Annotated in this window: 16 protein-coding genes; 11 read left to right on the top strand and 5 right to left on the bottom strand. The window is 69.3% G+C overall.

Going from position 1 to position 17057, the window contains the following annotated elements; all coding sequences use genetic code 11:
* The first annotated feature begins 355 nt into the window (after positions 1-355).
* A complete protein-coding gene (locus tag ACZ60M_RS24960; protein ID WP_465421880.1) occupies positions 356-2131 on the top strand; it encodes a glycoside hydrolase family 6 protein in 1776 nt (591 codons plus the stop codon).
* A gap of 182 nt (positions 2132-2313) precedes the next feature.
* Here the strand turns inward: ACZ60M_RS24960 and ACZ60M_RS24955 are convergent, their stop codons facing one another.
* Positions 2314-3006, bottom strand: a complete 693-nt coding sequence (locus tag ACZ60M_RS24955) for a TetR/AcrR family transcriptional regulator (RefSeq protein WP_465421878.1) — start codon at positions 3004-3006, stop codon at positions 2314-2316.
* Positions 3007-3020: 14 nt separating this feature from the next.
* On the bottom strand, positions 3021-4607 hold the full coding sequence (locus ACZ60M_RS24950; protein ID WP_465421876.1) for an MFS transporter: 1587 nt from the start codon (positions 4605-4607) through the stop codon (positions 3021-3023).
* Positions 4608-4898: 291 nt separating this feature from the next.
* On the opposite strand from ACZ60M_RS24950, the gene ACZ60M_RS24945 reads away from it, so the two are divergent.
* Together ACZ60M_RS24945 and mqnP are read left to right on the top strand one after the other, a co-directional pair.
* Positions 4899-6359, top strand: coding sequence for a menaquinone biosynthesis decarboxylase (locus tag ACZ60M_RS24945; RefSeq protein ID WP_465421875.1), 1461 nt, complete (start codon positions 4899-4901; stop codon positions 6357-6359).
* Positions 6352-7239 (top strand): menaquinone biosynthesis prenyltransferase MqnP, encoded by an 888-nt coding sequence (gene mqnP / locus ACZ60M_RS24940; protein WP_465421873.1) that lies wholly within the window; start codon positions 6352-6354, stop codon positions 7237-7239. The genes ACZ60M_RS24945 and mqnP overlap by 8 nt, the downstream gene beginning before the upstream one ends.
* Before the next feature lie 76 nt (positions 7240-7315).
* On the opposite strand, the gene ACZ60M_RS24935 is transcribed toward mqnP, so the two are convergent.
* Both ACZ60M_RS24935 and ACZ60M_RS24930 read right to left on the bottom strand, forming a co-directional pair.
* A complete protein-coding gene (locus ACZ60M_RS24935) occupies positions 7316-7756 on the bottom strand; it encodes a hypothetical protein (RefSeq protein WP_465421871.1) in 441 nt (146 codons plus the stop codon).
* A gap of 92 nt (positions 7757-7848) precedes the next feature.
* Positions 7849-8577 carry an NAD(P)-dependent oxidoreductase gene (locus ACZ60M_RS24930; RefSeq protein ID WP_465421869.1) on the bottom strand — a complete coding sequence of 243 codons (729 nt, stop codon included), beginning with the start codon at positions 8575-8577 and terminating at the stop codon, positions 7849-7851.
* A gap of 99 nt (positions 8578-8676) precedes the next feature.
* Between ACZ60M_RS24930 and ACZ60M_RS24925 the strand changes: the two genes are divergently transcribed.
* Positions 8677-9375 carry a TetR/AcrR family transcriptional regulator gene (locus ACZ60M_RS24925; RefSeq protein WP_465421867.1) on the top strand — a complete coding sequence of 233 codons (699 nt, stop codon included), beginning with the start codon at positions 8677-8679 and terminating at the stop codon, positions 9373-9375.
* Positions 9376-9380: 5 nt separating this feature from the next.
* On the opposite strand, the gene ACZ60M_RS24920 is transcribed toward ACZ60M_RS24925, so the two are convergent.
* Complete coding sequence (locus ACZ60M_RS24920) at positions 9381-9953, bottom strand: UTRA domain-containing protein (protein ID WP_465421865.1); 573 nt, start codon at positions 9951-9953, stop codon at positions 9381-9383.
* Between ACZ60M_RS24920 and ACZ60M_RS24915 the strand changes: the two genes are divergently transcribed.
* The 7 genes from ACZ60M_RS24915 to htpX all read left to right on the top strand — a co-directional run bounded on the left by ACZ60M_RS24915 (position 9952) and on the right by htpX (position 16954).
* Positions 9952-10356 carry a hypothetical protein gene (locus ACZ60M_RS24915; protein WP_465421863.1) on the top strand — a complete coding sequence of 135 codons (405 nt, stop codon included), beginning with the start codon at positions 9952-9954 and terminating at the stop codon, positions 10354-10356. The two genes, ACZ60M_RS24920 and ACZ60M_RS24915, sit on opposite strands and share 2 nt — an antisense overlap.
* Complete coding sequence (locus ACZ60M_RS24910; RefSeq protein WP_465421861.1) at positions 10353-10688, top strand: hypothetical protein; 336 nt, start codon at positions 10353-10355, stop codon at positions 10686-10688. The genes ACZ60M_RS24915 and ACZ60M_RS24910 overlap by 4 nt, the downstream gene beginning before the upstream one ends.
* Before the next feature lie 131 nt (positions 10689-10819).
* Entirely contained in the window at positions 10820-11143 is a 324-nt protein-coding gene (gene nuoK, locus ACZ60M_RS24905; protein WP_465421860.1) for an NADH-quinone oxidoreductase subunit NuoK, read from the top strand.
* Complete coding sequence (locus ACZ60M_RS24900; protein ID WP_465421858.1) at positions 11140-12954, top strand: NADH-quinone oxidoreductase subunit 5 family protein; 1815 nt, start codon at positions 11140-11142, stop codon at positions 12952-12954. Before nuoK ends, ACZ60M_RS24900 begins: the two co-directional genes overlap by 4 nt.
* Positions 12954-14555 (top strand): complex I subunit 4 family protein, encoded by a 1602-nt coding sequence (locus ACZ60M_RS24895; RefSeq protein ID WP_465421882.1) that lies wholly within the window; start codon positions 12954-12956, stop codon positions 14553-14555. Before ACZ60M_RS24900 ends, ACZ60M_RS24895 begins: the two co-directional genes overlap by 1 nt.
* A complete protein-coding gene (locus tag ACZ60M_RS24890; protein WP_465421856.1) occupies positions 14556-16016 on the top strand; it encodes an NADH-quinone oxidoreductase subunit N in 1461 nt (486 codons plus the stop codon).
* Between the two features lie 74 nt (positions 16017-16090).
* Entirely contained in the window at positions 16091-16954 is an 864-nt protein-coding gene (gene htpX / locus ACZ60M_RS24885) for a zinc metalloprotease HtpX (RefSeq protein WP_465421854.1), read from the top strand.
* Positions 16955-17057 lie beyond the last annotated feature (103 nt).

Here is a 17057-nt window from a genome sequence, read left to right as displayed (position 1 = left end):
CCCCCCCCCCCCCCCCCCCCCCCCCCCCCCCCCCCCCCCCCCCCCCGCCCCCCCCTCCCCCCCCCCCCCCCCCCCCCCCCCCCCCCCCCCGCCGTCGTTGCGCGCCGGAGTTTTTCTAAGGGAACTGTTCGGTTGGCGCGGGAGCGTTTTCACTGATTCAAGCGCTTGCCGATCGTGGGAGCACCTTCGAAAGCGTTGGCCAAAACGGGCGCAGGAGCGAATTTTCCTGGTGGACCTCTTGACAGTCCATCAATATATCGGAGATTATCAATGCACATCTTGGGAGCGCTTCCCTCGATGGACACCCGTTCCGGGCCGCGTGACGTGGCCAATCAACCCCGAAGGACATCGAAACATGCAACTCTCTCGAAGGAGAAGGAGACTCGCGCTCACGAGCGTCGCCGTGGGCGCGCTCGCTGCGACCGGTCTGACCTTCGCTTCGGCGAACCAGGCACTCGCCGAAGAAGGCTGCGAAGTCGACTACAACATCGTCAGCTCGTGGGGCGGCGGCTTCCAGGCCAACGTCGTCATCACCGCCGACGAGCCGATCAACGGCTGGGAGATCAAGTGGAACTTCCCGGCCGGGACCACCGTCTCCAGCGCGTGGAACGTCGGCTGGACCCAGTCCGGCACCGCCTTCACCGGCAAGGACGTCGGCTGGAACGCCAGCATCGCCTCCGGTCAGAGCCGTGAGGTGTTCGGGTTCATCGGCAGCGGCTCCTCCACCGCTCCGGGCACGTTCACGATCAACGGCGACGTCTGCAACGGGCCCTCCAACCCCACGACGCCGCCCACCTCCACGACCCCGACCGACGGCCCCACCACCGGGAACCCCCCGGGCGGCGGCGACAAGGTCGACAACCCCTACCGCGGCTCGCAGGTCTACGTCAACCCGCAGTGGTCCGACCGCGCCGCGGCCGAGCCGGGCGGCGACGCGATCGCCGACCAGCCCACGGGCGTGTGGCTCGACCGCACCTCCGCGATCTACGGCAACGACTCCCCCACCACGGGCACGATGGGCCTGGAGGACCACCTCGACGAGGCCCTCGCGCAGGGCGCGGACACCATCCAGATCGTCATCTACAACCTCCCCGGCCGCGACTGCGCCGCCCTCGCCTCCAATGGCGAGCTCTCGGCGACCCAGATCACGGAGTACAAAGAGGACTACATCGACCCGATCGTCGACATCCAGGGGATGGCCAAGTACGCCGACCTCAAGATCGTCAACGTCATCGAGATCGACTCCCTCCCGAACCTGGTCACCAACGTGACGCCGCGGGCGACTGCGACCGCCAACTGCGACACGATGAAGAACAACGGGAACTACGTGGACGGCGTCTCGTACGCGGTCTCCGAGCTCGGCGCCCTCGGCAACACCTACAACTACATCGACGCCGGCCACCACGGCTGGATCGGCTGGGGCGACACCAACCCGCAGTACGACAACTTCTTCGCCGCGGCCGAGCTGTTCGGCTCGCTCATCGGCGAGAACGGGATGACCGCCGACGACGTGCACGGCTTCATCTCCAACACCGCGAACTACTCGGTGCTGGAAGAGCCCTACTGGGCGGTCAACCAGAACGTCGGCGGCCAGGCCATCAACCAGAACCCGAATGTCAAGTGGGTCGACTGGAACGACTTCAACAACGAGAAGGACTTCACCGAGGCCTTCCGTACTGAACTCATCGCCAACGGCTTCAACTCCGACATCGGCATGCTGATCGATACCAGCCGCAACGGCTGGGGCGGCGACTACCGGCCCACCGGCCCGTCGACCTCCACGGACCCGGTGACCTTCGTCGACGAGTCCCGCATCGACCAGCGCTTCCAGAAGGGCAACTGGTGCAACCAGGCCGGTGCCGGCCTCGGTGAGCGGCCGCAGGCCGACCCCGAGTCCTGGATCGACGCCTACGTCTGGATCAAGCCCCCGGGCGAGTCCGACGGCTCCTCCTCGCTGATCCCCAACGACGAGGGCAAGGGCTTCGACGAGATGTGCGACCCCGACTACCAGGGCAACATCCGCAACGGCAACAACCCCTCGGGTGCCCGCGACAACATGCCGCTCTCGGGCCACTGGTCCTCCGAGCAGTTCGCGGAGCTCCTCGAGAACGCCTACCCGCCGGTCAACTAGGCGGCACGGTTCGGGCCCGGCCCACCGGGAGGCGGTGAGCCGGGCCCCCTCGACCAGATCCTCGGTTCCTTCCGGTGACCGGGCCCCGCGGGACGGCGGGGCCCGGTCATATCCGATCCGGGGAAAGCGAACGCGGCCTTCACGATCCGAGTGGATCGTGAAGGCCGCGAGGCGTTGCCGTGCTACTCGGCGAGCGCGGTGCCGATCCCCTGCAGGAGGTTGTCGACCAGGCGCTCGACGGTGTCGGGCTGCTGGACGTCGGCGTACTGGCCGTAGACGTAGATCGTCAGCAGGGGGCTGATGAACATGGCGACGGCGAGGTGCAGGTCGAGGTCCGGGCGGGCCTCGCCGCGTTCGATCCAGTACGCGAAGGTGTCGCGCACGAACTTGCGGCGGTACTCGACGAGGCGCTGGTGGTGGCGCTGGTACTCGGGGTTGTCCTTGACGGCGAGCATCATGCACTTGACGACCTTCATGTCCCGCGGCCCGAAGGTCCGGGTCATGCTGTGGCCCAAGTGGATCAGGTCGTCGCGGAACGAGGTGCGCGGCATCGACTCCGGGAGCGGGGCCTTGATGCTCTCCATCGCGGCGGCGAGGAGCTCCTCCTTGGAGGCCCAGCGCCGGTAGATGGAGGCCTTGGAGACGCCGGAGCGCTCCGCGACGGCCTCCACGCTGACGTCCGTGGTGTTCTCGTGCTCGGCGATGAGGTCGAGGGCGGCTTCCAGGATGGCCTGGCTGACCGCCTCGCTGCGGGGCCGGCCCTTGGCGGGGGCCGGCGCCGCAGCGCCGTCGTCGGGGCCGCTGCGGTCAGCGCTGGCGCTGGCTTCGGCGGCATGGTCCGGGACGGTCGGTGTCTCGCTGAGCTCGGGAGGCATGGCCTGATTCTCCCCTAGGCCTCGGCGAGGGCGGGCTCGGCAGCCTGCTCCGGGGCCCCGGTCTCGCGCTGCTTGCCGGGGAAGAACGCCGCGATGATGATGAGGCCGACGAGGGCCACGCCGATCGCGGCGTAGGCGGTGGTGTGCAGGGCGTCGATGAACGAGGTGTTGGCCGCGTCCTGGAGCGCCGGGATCGCTTCGGCCGGAAGTTCACCGGATTCGATCGCGCCGTACGTGGTCGCGATGGACTCGCGGGCCGGGTCGGGCAGCTGCGGGGCCGCGTCGGTGATCTCGTTCCGGTAGGCCTGGGCCATGACGGTGCCGAGGACCGCGACGCCGAGGGCGCCGCCGACCTGCCGCAGCGTGTTGCTCAGGGCCGAACCGACGCCCGCCTTCTCACGCGGGACGGAGGACATGAGCGTGTTCATCGCCGGGGGCATGAGGTTCGACATGCCGATGCCGGTGATGGCGAACTGCACGATGAGGACCCACACCGGGGTGTCGACGGTGAGCGTGGCCGAGATCGCGAAGTTGGCGATGATCAGCAGCATCCCGCCGACGCCGACGGCCTTCGCGCCGAAGCGCTGGACCAGGGTGCTCGAGAGCGGGGCGAAGATGAGCATCGCCGCGCCCATGGGCAGGAACAGCAGGCCGGTCTTCAGCGGCGAGTAGCCCTGGACGATCTGGATGTAGAAGGTCATGAAGAAGAACAGGCCCATCATGCCGAAGAACGTGAGCACGATGATGGCCGAGGAGGCCGAGAAGCGGGAGTTCTTGAACAGCTTCATGTCCAGCGAGGCGTGCGGAATGCTCCGCTCCCACAGGACGAACCCGACGAGCACGAGCAGGCCGAATCCGGCGGTGCCCCAGACTTCGACGCCGCTCCACGAACCGGAGTCACCCGCCTCGATGATGCCGTAGGTGAGGCTGACGAGGCCGATGATGGACAGGGCCATGCCGACGAGGTCGGGCTTGGCCTGGAAGCCCTTGGATTCGGGGGCCATGATCAGCAGCGCGATGATGCCGAAGATGACGATCGGCACGTTGATGAGGAAGACCGAGCCCCACCAGAAGCGCTCGAGGAGCGCGCCGCCGACGATCGGGCCGATGGCGCCGCCGATGCCGACCGCGCCGGTCCAGATGCCGAGGGCCTTCGGGAACTCCTTGGCCGGGAACAGGTTCCGGAGCATGGAGAGGGTGGAGGGCATCATCATGGCGGCACCGAAGCCCATGAGGGCGCGGTACCAGATGAGCTGGTCGGGCGTCTCGGCGTAGGCCGAGAGCAGGGAGGCGGCGCCGAAGACGACGAGGCCGCCGATGAGCATCTTCTTGCGGCCGATGCGGTCGCCGAAGATGCCGAAGGCGAACAGCAGGCCCGCGAAGACCAGCGTGTAGGAGTTGATCATCCAGGCCAGGTCGCTCTGGGTCGCACCGACGCCTTCAGGGGCGGGCTCGGCCAGGGTCTTCATGGCGACGTTGAGGACGGTGTTGTCGAGGACGACGACGATGAGGCTGACGACCAGGACGGCCAGGATGGCCCAACGGCGCGGGTGGCCTTGGTCCTCCGCCGTGGTGGTCGGTTCGGAACGGGTGTCGCTCACAGGGTTTCCGTTTCTGTGCAGTGCAAGGAAAGACGTTGATCCATTTGATGCGGGCCGCGGCGCCGACCGCGGCTCGGGAGCGCGGCGGGCGGGGTTGCGGCCCGGGGCGCTAGGTGTTCGATCGCCGGGGATGTCGTACCCCGGGCCTATCGTGGTGTTGGCTTGAGCCTACGCCTATACGAAACGATACGGTACCGTATCGTAATGTAGCTCACAAGGGAAGGTGCTCGCAACACCAGGACGAAGTAGAGCCCGGAAATGTGACCGCGGGCGGGTGGTTGAATGAACTCCGTGGCACCCAAGTTCCCGTACGAAGACCTGCAGGCGTTCCTCGCCGCCCTCGAGGCGGACGGCGACCTCAAGCGCATCAGGGCCGAGGTCGACCCGCACCTGGAGATCTCCGAGGTCACCCAGCGGGTGATCCGCGAAGACGGCCCCGCGCTGCTCTTCGAGAACCCGTCCGGGAGCACCATCCCCGTCGCGATCAACGTCTTCGGCACCGAGGCGCGCATGGCCAAGGCCCTCGGCGTCAAGTCGCTGAACGAGATCGGCGACCGCATCGGCGAGCTCGCCAAGCCCGAGCTGCCCGTCGGCTGGGCGGGCATCCGCGACGGCCTCGGCAAGCTCATGCAGCTCAAGTCCGTGCCGCCCAAGAAGATCCGCAAGGCCCCGTGCCAGGAAGTGGTCTTCACCGGCGACGACGTCGACCTGAACATGCTCCCGGGGCTCCAGGTCTGGCCCGGTGACGGCGGGGTCTTCCACAACTTCGGGCTCACCCACACCAAGCACCCCGAGACCGGCAAGCGCAACGTGGGCCTCTACCGGCTCCAGCAGCACACCGAGCGCTCGATCGGCCTGCACTGGCAGATCCACAAGAACTCGACCTCGCACTACGCCGAGGCCGAGAAGCGCGGCGAGCGCCTGCCCGTGGCCATCGCGATCGGCCCCGACCCGGTCATGGCCTACGCCGCGACCGCCCCGCTCCCGCCGGACATCGACGAATACCTGTTCGCGGGGTTCCTGCGCGGCGAGCGCGTCGAGATGGTCGACTGCCTGACCGTGCCGCTCCAGGTCCCGGCGAACTCGCAGATCGTCCTCGAAGGCTGGGCCGAGCCCGGCGAGCGCGTGGACGAGGGGCCGTTCGGCGACCACACGGGGTTCTACACGCCTGTGGAGCCGTTCCCGGTCATGCACATCGAGGCGATGACCATGCGGCAGCACCCGATCTACCACACCATCATCACCTCGGCCCCGCCCCAGGAGGACCACGGGCTCGGGAAGGCGACCGAGCGGACGTTCCTGCCGCTGGTGAAGATCATGATCCCCGAGATCGTCGACTACGACATGCCGGCGGCCGGGGTCTTCCACAACTGCGTGATCGTCTCGATCGACAAGAAGTTCCCGAAGCAGGCGCAGAAGGTCATGAGCGCGATCTGGGGCCTGCAGATGATGAGCCTGACCAAGCTCATCGTCGTGGTCGACGCCGACTGCGACGTGCACGACTACCGCGAGGTCGCTTGGCGCGCACTGGGGAACGTGGACTACTCGCGGGACCTGCTCCTCACCGAGGGCCCGGTCGACCACCTCGACCACGCCTCCTACCACCAGTTCTGGGGCGGCAAGGCCGGGATCGACGCGACCGCGAAGTGGCCCGAGGAGGGGTACACGCGCGGCTGGCCCGAGGCGATGACCATGAGTTCGGCCGTGAAGGCGATGGTCGACAAGCGCTGGAAAGAGTACGGACTTGACTGAGACCCTTGCCCCCAAGCCCAACCACGTCAAGGACTTCCTGAAGCTCGTCGCGTTCGAGCACTCGGTGTTCGCGCTGCCCTTCGCGTACCTGTCGACGCTCACCGTGATGCACCTCGAAGACGCGTTCTCGTGGTGGGTCCTGGTCCTCGTCACCATCGCGATGGTCAGCGCGCGGACCCTCGCGATGGCCGCGAACCGGATCATCGACCGCAAGATCGACGCGCAGAACCCGCGCACCGCCAAGCGCGAGCTCGTGACCGGCAAGGTCTCCCTGAAGACCGCGTACATCGGCTGCGCGGTGAGCCTCGTGGCGCTCCTCGCCTCGGCCGCGCTGCTCAACCCGCTGTGCCTCATGCTGAGCCCGCTCGCGGTCGCGCCGCTCATCGTCTACCCGTACGCGAAGCGCTTCACGAACTACCCGCACGCGATCCTCGGCCTCGCCCAGATGGTCGCCCCCGTCGGCGCCTGGCTCGCCGTGACCGGCGACTTCGCGGGCTCCGGACCGAGCATCGTCCTCGGTGCGGCCGTGGGCCTCTGGATCGGCGGCTTCGACCTGATCTACGCCTGCCAGGACGTCGAGGTCGACCGCGAGATCGGCGTCCACTCGACCCCGGCCCGCTGGGGCGTCAAGGCCTCGCTCCACGCCTCCACGATCACCCACGTGATCGCCTGGGCGGCGTTCGCCTGGTTCGGCGCGCTGACCGGCTTCGGCTGGATCTACTGGATCGGCCTCGCCGTCGTCGCGATCGCCCTCGCCTACGAGCACACCGTGGTGAAGCCGAACGACCTCTCCAAGGTCAACCGGGCGTTCTTCACCGCCAACGGCTTCGTCGCGGTCGCACTCTTCGCCTTCGCACTGGTGGATCTCCTCCTGCGTTAGCTCGTTTACCCACCTCCTCCCGGCGCGAGGCCGCTTCGCCCCGCTCCTTGATAGAACCGCGTATGCCGGGCCCGGTTCAGGACTCTTCCGGTTGCCCGGGGCCCTCGGGCGTCGGCCCGTACTCGTCGATCGTGTAGTTCACCCCCGCCCAGTGGCGGAGCCGCGCGAGGATCTCGTCCCGCCTGCCGTGCATCCACGCCGGTGTCGCGTGATCCCAATGCTCGGCTGTGGGCACGCCGACGCTGAAGGGCCGCTTGAAATTGCCCCAACCGCACAGGAAGCTGTAGGTGCCGCGCGGCTCGGTATAGACGAGCTGCTCCTTCCACACCTCCGTGAACGAGTAGGGCGCTTCCTCCTCCCACCCTTCCCTGGACGGGGCGGCCCCGCCGAGGTCGGCGCGGTGGGGCCGGTCCTCCTCGAAGGCCGCTTCGATCGGGCGGTCGTTCTCCAAGGCGCGGCCGACCTCGCGGACGAGGTCTCGCAGCGCGCCGCCCACGGCGCGGATCAAGGGGCCCATGGGATCACCTCCTGGGTCAACGCTACCGAGAACCCAGCGGCCGCGGGCGCCCCGCGATCGTGGCGCTCGCCCGCGGAGGGTCCCCTAGTCGCTCAGGCGGTTTCGGCGGCGTGGGCCATCGCCGAGGGCGTCTTGCAGCCGACGATCGCTGGCGCCTCCCCCACGAGCGTGTCGTCAGTGGCGGCCTCGACCATGAAGAGCGCGTAGTCGATCCGGCGGGTCATGTTGCTCTCCAGGACCGGGTCGCCGACGTGGCGAGTCCAGACGGGCAGGCCTTCGCTGGGGCCCTCTTCGAGGTCGCTGCCGCGCACGACGGTCCAGCGGGTGTCGCTCTTGAAGATCGCGTCGGTGGCGCGGTACTGGTCGTCCATGTCGAGGAGCCGGGTGAACCGCAGGAACCTGGCGAAGGCGACGGCGGCCTTGATCTTCCAGGAGTAGGTGTCCTTGCCGTCGCGGGTGATGTGCCAGCCGCACGAGTAGACCAGGCGCGCACCGGGTTTCGCGAAGTCCATGACCGCGCGGGCGGTGCCTGAGGCGTAGTCGTCCACGCCCCAGGGCACGAGCACGGTGAGGACGGCGTCGCAGCCTTCGACGGCGCGGGCGATGACGTCCCGGTCGTTGGTCTGGCCGCCGTGGATCGTGATCCGGTCGGCGTACTCGGCGAGTTTCGGCACGCTCTTCTCGCGGCAGACGCCGACGACCTCGTAGCCGCGGTCGAGGGCGTGCTTGACCATGTAGTGGCCGAGCCTGCCGGAGGCGCCGACGATGCACATCCGCTTACCGACGCCGACCTGCGGGATTATCGGGTTCGAAGGTTCCATGACCTGCTCCTGACTTGAGGGATGGCGGTTCGTTTCCAACCGCACCTTTACAGTGTACAGTAAAACTGTACGGTGTACAGTCCCTGCGGGAAGCAGCCGATGAACGGGGAGTATCAGGTGGGCATCGACGCGAGCTGGCCGCAGCCGACGCGGCGCGACACGCTCACCAGGGAGAAAGTCGCGCGCGCCGCCGTGGCGATGGCCGACGCCTCCGACGGCAAGGTCCCGAGCACCCGCAAGCTCGCCGAAAGCCTTGGCGTGCAGGCCATGGCGCTCTACCACCACTTCCGCAACAAGGACGCGCTGCTCGACGGCATGGTCGACCTCGTCTTCGCCGAGGTCGAGCTCCCCGCCGAGGTCGACGACTGGAAGTCCGCGATGCACCGCCGCGCCGCCTCGATGCGGGAGGCCCTCATCCGCCACCCCTGGGCGATCGCCCTGATGGACTCCCGCGCGAACCCGGGCCCGGCGACCCTGCGGCACCACAACGCCGTGATCGGCTGCCTCCGCGCCCAGGGCTTCACGGTTGCCGGTGCGGCCCACGCGTTCTCACTGCTGGACAGCTACGTCTACGGCTTCACGATCCAAGAGCTCGCGCTCCCGCTCGACTCGCCGGAGCACGTACAAGAGGCCGCCAGTTCAGTCCTGGAACAGGCCCCGGTCGACGAGTACCCGCACCTGGTCGAGATGGCCGTCGAACACGCCATGAAGCCCGGCTACACCTACGCCGACGAGTTCGAAATCGGCCTCAACCTCATCCTCGACGGCCTTGAACTGCAACGGGACTCGTGGAGCTGAGCCGGTCAGACGGTGGCGTGGTAATCGAGTTCGTAGGCGCTCGCGTCGATGATCATCTCGGTGACCTCGACGCAGTGGTCTTCGGAGTCGAAGGCGGTTCGGACGATTGCGATGACGGGTGTACCGCCGGGAAGTTCGAGAGCGGTCCGCTCGGACGGAAGCGGCATGCGGGCAGTCAGTCGCTCAGTGAACCGGATCGGCTCATGGCCGATCTCCGCGAGCCGAGCATAGACGCCTCCGGGACCGGTGTCGGTGTAGACGATCGGGGTAGCGCGGACCATGTCGACCAGATAGAAGGAGTCGGCGAGCTGGATCGGCCGCTGCTCGACCGCGAAGCGCCGGGAACGGCGCAGTACCGAATTACCGGACGCGAGGCCGAGCGCTGACGAGACCGATGGGCTCGCTGGCACCTCACCGACGGTCACTTCGACCATTCGGGCCCGCTTGCCGGTGTCGGCATCCTGGATCGACTCGCCTTCGCGCCACACGGTGAGCCGGTTCGGGAAGGAGCGGACGATCCGCTCGAAGCTGCGGACATACCCAGTGGCGCGTCTCGGAATGAGCGGCGGAAATCTCATGGCATTGCTGAGCCTAACTCTTGACGCCGTCCCCGCTTGGACCAAGATCGACCTGCATCTCCACCAGCCCTACCGGACCTGGCTGGGTCTCGGTCGCCTGCGCTGCTTCTGGTGCGGTGATCGTTGGGGCGCACACGGGTGCCCTTCCCGCGAGTCGGCCGCCCGACTCCTCGTCTACACCGCCACCAAGGCCCAGCGCGATGCCGCGCTGGCCTCCGGCGACCTGTCCCCCGCAGACCTGCGGCTCCGGCGAGGCGTCCCGGCGCGTCCTCGCACCCCGGCAAGTCACCGCCGGGCGGCCCGTCGCACCCGCTCGGCCGCGCCGAATCCGCCTGCCGCCCTTGCCCTCGAACTCCGGGCGCTCAAACTCCAGGCCCTCGAACTCCGGGAGGCGACCCGATGACCGGCAACGCGATGACACCACTCCCCCGCCGCGCGGTCGTTCCGGTCGAGCGTCGCGACGACAGCGCGAACTCCCCCGACTGGCTCCGGCTCGACGAGTTCTACATCGGCATAGGCGGCGGCGACCGCGTTCGCCTCACCGTCTTCCGCTCCACCGCCGACCACGCCCTCCACCGGCTCGTCTCCGACGAGATGACCAGCGCGGGCCCGCGTCTCATCGCGGTGCTCACCGGACCGGAGTCCGACACCGAGAACTGGCATGCGGCTTGGGAACGCGATCCGATGCGGGCTCATGTCGAGGGGCGGGCCCGTGCGATTGCCGGGCGGAGGTGAACGGCACTTCTGCCACATAGCGATCGACCCGCATCAACACGCTCCTGACGCTGGACTTCAGGGTGTCCGGTAGTCCAAGATGAGGCCATGTGGCCCCCATCGACCCGACACGCCCTTCCGGGGAGGGTGCCGTGCACCCGCTGATCGGGTTTCTGATCGCCGTGGGGCTGTTCGCTATCGGCCTCTACGGGGTCCTGACGCGCCGCAACGCGGTCCTGCAGCTCGCCGCCGCCGAACTCATGCTCGGCGGGGTCCATCTGATGCTCGTAAGCGCGGATCTGGTTCACAATGCCTACACAGGGCAGAGCTTCGCGCTGTTCATCGTGGTCATCGCGGCCGCCGAGGTCGGCGTCGGGCTCGCACTCATTCTTCACCTTTGGCGGCTGCGCGCCACTATCGATACTGACGACCTGCCTGCCGAGACTGACGACGATGACGCCCGGAGCGGCCGATGATGTTCGGGCTGCTCCTCATCGGCGTCCCCGCTGCGGCGGGCCTGGCCGGGCTGCTCGTCTGGGACCGGGGCCTGGCGAGGTTCTGGGCGTTCGCCGCGCCCGCGATCGCGTTGGGCCTGGCGGTCGTTTGTGCTGTCGTGCAGCCCCGGTTCGCTCTGGGGCTTGCCGATTTCGGGCCGGTGGAGGTCGAACTCGCGCTTGACCTGTCGTTGAAGGCCGGTGCGGTCGCGATCGCGACTGCGTTCGTGACGTTCCTGGTACAGGTCTACTCGGCCGCGTACCTGCGCGACGACCCGCGCTATGCGCCGTTCGCGGCGCAGGTCAACCTGTTCTGCGCCGCGATGCTGCTGGTCGTCGCGGCGGACGACCTGGTGTTCATGCTCATCGGGTGGGAGGTCATGGGCGCGTGCTCGTACCTGCTCATCGCCCACTACGCGAAACTCCCGGAGGCACCCGGCGCGGCGGCGAAGGCGTTCCTGATGACGCGGTTCGGCGATGTGGCGTTCGTGCTCGGCGTGATGGTCCTCGGCGCGGCAGCCGGGAGTTTCCGGATCGACGCCGTTGCGGACGTGTCGGGCGGACCCGCGGCGGCGGGGATGCTGCTGATCCTGTTCGGCTGCATCGGGAAGTCGGCGCAGTTCCCGCTCCAGATCTGGCTGCCGCCCGCGATGGCCGGTCCGACGCCGGTGAGCGCGCTCATCCACGCGGCGACGATGGTCGCAGCCGGAGCGTACGTCCAGACGCGCCTGCTCCCGGCCTGGCCGGTGGACCTGCTCGTCGTGGTGGCGGTGGTCGCGGCCGTGACGATGATCGGGGCGGGCCTGTGCGCGCTCGCGGCAACGGATCTCAAGGGCGTGCTCGCGTGGTCCACCGTGAGCCAAGTCGGGTTCATGTTCGCGGCCGTGGCGGTGGCGGCTGGGGACGCGGCGCTGTTCCACCTCGTCTCGCACGCCGCGTTCAAGGGGCTCCTGTTTCTCACCGCCGGCGTCGTGATCGCGCTCGCGGGCACGAACGGGTCGCTGCGGACGACGAGGCTGCGGCCCCGCGACGCGTGGCTGGCGTTCTGGGCCATGACGATCGGGCTCGCCGCGATGGCCGGCTTGCCGCCGCTCAGCGGTTTCTACAGCAAAGAGGCGGTCCTCGGTGCGGCCTACGAGGCCGGGACTCCGGCCGGGGTGGTCGTGTTCTGGGCCGGGGTCGGGGCGAGCATCCTGACGGCCGCGTACTCGGCGCGGCTGTGGCTGCTGCTGTTCTGGCGCGGCGCGCCGGAGCGCGAGGCGGCGGGCGCGGCACGGGCGGCGGTGCCGGGTGCAGAGGCGTTCAGCTTGTGGGCGTTGATGGTCGCGACGGTCGGGGTCGGCGCCGTCTTCTACACCGGGTACTTCCTGGTGCCGGGCCTGCACTTGGACTTGATGGCGCTGCTGCTGCTCGCGACCGCGGGCGGGTTCGCCGTGATCGCCGACGCCTGGTGGCGCGGGCACCGGCGAGCGGTCCCCGCGATGGACGCCGAGCGCGACCCTGCGGGCGTCCTCGGGCGGGCCAGGACGGCAATGGCGAACGGCTTCTACACGGAGGCACTGGCGGGCAAGGCGACTCGGGCACTCGCACGGTCCGCTAGTGCGGCGGCCCGCGTTCTCGACGAGCGCCTGGTGGACCGGACGGCAGTGGAGGGCACGGCGCGGGCGACGCTCGCGGCGGCCGAGGACACGGCGGCCGGGCACCGGGGCGGGCTCGTGCGGTATCTGCGGTTGAGCGCGGCGGGGACGCTGCTGGTCGCGGTGGTGGCGATCGGGGTGAGCCTGTGGAACTGATGCTGGCGGCGGCGGTCGCGGTGCCGCTCTTCGGGGCGGTGCTGGTGTGGGCGCGGCGGAGCCGCGCTTCCGCGCACTGGCTCGGGGTGGGCGCTGCGGCGCTGGCGCTGGTGGCGGTCGCGGTGCTGCCGGCCGGGCGCGGCAACGGGAACTGGTCGACGTTCGGTTCGAGCTTGAACGGCGGCTGGTGGCACGAGGTCGAGTTCGCGTGGGCGCCTTCGATCCACCTGGACTTCTCCATCGCGGTCGACGGCGTCTCGTGGCCGCTGGCGCTGCTCACGGCGCTGCTTGGCCTGCTGTGCTGCCTCCACAATGCGCTCGGTGCCGAACGGCACACTTCAGCTCCGCTTCAGGTTGCGGCTCGTAGGGTTGAAACCGGGGGCCCTTCCCTGGCCGCGGGCGATGCTTCCGTGGTGCCCGACGAAACGGCGATCGGCATGCCCGGCGAAACGGCGCTGGGGGTGCCCGGCAGACCGGCGCCTTCGCTGACCGCGTTGTTGCTTCTGGTGCAGTTCGCCTCAACGCTCGTGTTCTTCGCGGACAACCTGATCCTGTTCTTCGTCGCGTTCGAAGCGGTCCTGGTGCCGATGTGGGCGATCATCCACCGCTACGGCGACCCGGCCGCCCGCCGCCATGCCGCCGCGAAGTTCGCCCTCTTCACCGTCGCCGGGTCACTGCTCATGGCGACCGGGCTCTTCATCGCCGTCGCCGACACCGGGACCGCCGACCTCGGGGCGATCATCGTCCTCGGAGGTGTCAGCCGCGACATATCGCTCCTCGTATTCGCCTTGCTGGCCATCGGGTTCGCGGTCAAAGCCCCGCTCTGGCCGCTGCACTCCTGGCTCCCCGACGCGCACACCGCCGCGCCCACGGTCGGCTCGGTCCTCCTCGCAGGCGTGCTCCTCAAACTCGGCACCTACGGCCTCATCCGCGTCGCGGGCGGCATCGCCCCGCAAGGCGCGGCCGACGCCGCGCCGGTCCTCGCAGTACTCGCCGCGCTCGGCATCCTCATCGCGGGCCTGGTGTGCCTGAGCCTCCCCGAACTCAAACGCCTCATCGCGTACTCCTCCGTGGGGCACATGGGCTTCGTCGTCCTCGCCTTCGCCACGGGCACTGAAGCGGGCATCAACGCCGCGCTCTTCGGGAACCTCGCGCACGGCCTGATCACGCCGCTCCTGTTCTTCCTCGCCGGGGCGCTCAAATCCCGCACGCACACCGGCCTCCTCGGCTCGCTCGGCGGACTCCGGCTCGCCGCGCCCGCCCTCGCGGGCCTGTTCGGCTTCGCGGCGTTCGCGTCACTCGGGCTCCCGGGCCTCGCGGGGTTCTGGGGCGAGGCGTTCACGGTCTACGCGGCCGCCGAACGCGGCGGCGTATGGCTCGCGCTGGCCGTCGCGGCGGCGTTCGGGGCGTTCCTGGCGGCGGCGTACCTGCTGCGGCTGCTGCGGCGAGTGAGCCACGGCCCCATGGTGTCCGCGACCTCGGGCATCGGCGACACAACCACTGCGGAGCTCGTGGTCTGGTCGCCACTGGTGGCCGGGACGCTGCTGCTCGGCCTGATCCCGGGCCCGCTGCTGGACCTGTTCGGTGAGGGGCTGCTGTAGATGCGGGTGCAGGCGATCGACCACGTGGCGCTGCTGCCGCTGTACCTCGCGGCGGGCGCGGCAGTGCTCGCACTGTTCGCGGGACGGTTCGCCAAGGCCTGCATGATGACCGGGCTCAGCGCGGCCGCGATCGCGGCGGTCTGGGTAGGGGCCGGGGCGGACCGGTCGACGTTCGCGGTCGAAACATGGCACTCCTATGTGGCCGATGACGCGGCCATGGGCGCGGCGGCCCTGTTCGCCGGGTTGAGCGTCCTGGTGGCGGCGGTGAGCGGGCGGCAGTCGGGCGAGTACTGGTTCCTGCTGGCGGTCTCGACGGCGGGCGGCATCACGCTCGCGGGTTCGCGGGACCTCATCACGTTGATCGTGGCGCTCGAGACGCTGACGGTGCCGCTGTACGCGCTCGTCGCCTGGCCGGGGCCGAAGGGGCCGGGCCGAACCGGCGCAGAGGCGGACCTCGGCGACGTTAAGGCGAAGCAGTCGGACCGCGACGGCGCTGAAGCGGGCGTGACGTTCCTGATCGCCTCGATCGCGTCGTCGGCGACCGCACTCATGGGTGCGGCGCTGCTCTACGCGGCAGCGGGCACCGTGCATCTGGAAGGGCTCGCGGCGGGGCTGTCCGGGGCCGATCCCGCGCTCGCGGCGGCCGGGGCGGCGCTGCTGATCGGCGGGTTCGCGTTCAAGCTCGCGGCCGCGCCGCTGCACGCCTGGGCGCCGCTGGTGCTCGAGCGGGCCCCGCTGCCGATCGCGACCTATCTTGCGAGCGCTTCGAAGCTCGGCGGCGCGGTCGCCATCGTCTGGGTGGTGCACTTCGGACTCGGTGCGAGCGCGGGGACGAGCACCGGGATCGTGGTGGCGGCGTTGAGCGTCGCCTCAATCGTGATCGGCAACCTCGGGGCGCTGGTGCAGCGCCGTACGGTGCCGCTGCTGGCGTGGTCGGGCATCGCCCACGCCGGTTACACGCTCGCGCCGCTGGCAGTGGTCGCGACAGCGGCAGGCCGCGAGGACGCGGCGGCCGCCGCATCGGCTGCGCTCGCCTACGCGGTCTTCTTCGTGCTGCTGGAGGCCGGAGCCTTCGCGGCTCTGACTGCGGTGAGAAGCGACGGCGGGGCGGTTGCAGCGCTTGCCGGGCTTTGGCGGTCCGCTCCTCTGCCCGCTTCGCTCTTCCTCTTCGCCGTGATCGGGTTGGCCGGGCTGCCTCCTGCTCTGGCCGGGACGTTTGCGAAGGTCGTCATCCTGGAGGTCCTGGCGTCGTCGGCGCTGTGGCTCGCCGTGATCGTCGCCGCAGGCGCGGTCCTCGGGCTCGCCTACTACCTGCCGCTCGCCCGCACGGTCCTCCTCGGCCGAGGGCAATTCATACCGAAGGGCCGCTTCGCGATCGCCCTCGCCGCCATCGGCCTCGCGCTGCTCGCCGTCACGCTCGCGCCGCAGGTCGTGTTGGACTTCACCACCGTTTCTCGGTAAATTCCCAGCTCACAGAGAAATACTGGCCGTAACCACAACGTTGCTCTTTCCCACAGGGAGGGAACTCGAACATCATGAAGCACCACAACGGCCTCAAGACGGCGGTGCTGCTCGGCGCGATGTCGGCGCTCGTCATCGCCATCGGCTACGCGCTCGGCGGCTCCACCGGCATCCTCATCGCCGCGGTCATCGCCGTCGGCATGAACGCGTACGCCTACTTCAACTCGGACAAGATCGCCCTGCGCTCCATGCGCGCGCAGCCGGTCCCCGAAGCGCAGGCGCCGCAGCTGTACGCGATGGTCCGCGAGCTCGCGCACCGCGCGAACCAGCCGATGCCGCGCCTCTACGTCTCGCCCACGATGCAGCCGAACGCGTTCGCGACGGGCCGCAACCCCGAGAACGCGGCCGTCGCCGTCACCCAGGGCATCCTGCAGCTGCTCACGCCCGCCGAGCTGCGGGCCGTGATCGGGCACGAGCTGTCGCACGTCTACAACCGCGACATCCTCATCTCCTCGGTCGCGGGCGCGCTCGCCAGCATCATCACGATGCTCGCGAACCTCGCGATATTCCTGCCGTTCTTCGCCTCCGACGACGAGGACCGGCCGAACCCGCTCGTGCTGCTGCTGACGATGATCCTCGGCCCGCTCGCGGCCGGGCTCATCCAGATGGCCGTGTCGCGTTCGCGCGAGTACGAGGCCGACGCCGACGGCGCGCGCCTCACCGGGGACCCGCTCGCGCTCGCGAGCGCGCTGGAGAAGATCTCGGCCGGGGTCGACCGGATGCCGGCACGCGCGGACTCGAAGATCGCGGAGCAGTCGCACCTGATGATCGAGTCGCCGCTGCGCGGCGGCGGGCTCTCGCGGCTGTTCTCGACCCACCCGCCCACGGCGGACCGGGTGAAGCGGCTGCGGGAGATGGCCCGCGGGGTCGTCAGCTAGGGCCTGTGCTGCGAATCAGGGAGCGGCGGTATCCGAGTCCGTTTGTTCGCTCGCAAGGCGGAAGGCCCTCCGAATACCGGTGTTGTATTCGGAGGGCCGACAA

The sequence above is a fragment of the Glycomyces sp. NPDC050141 genome (genome assembly GCF_055586545.1).
This window is presented reverse-complemented; position numbering and strand designations above follow the sequence as displayed.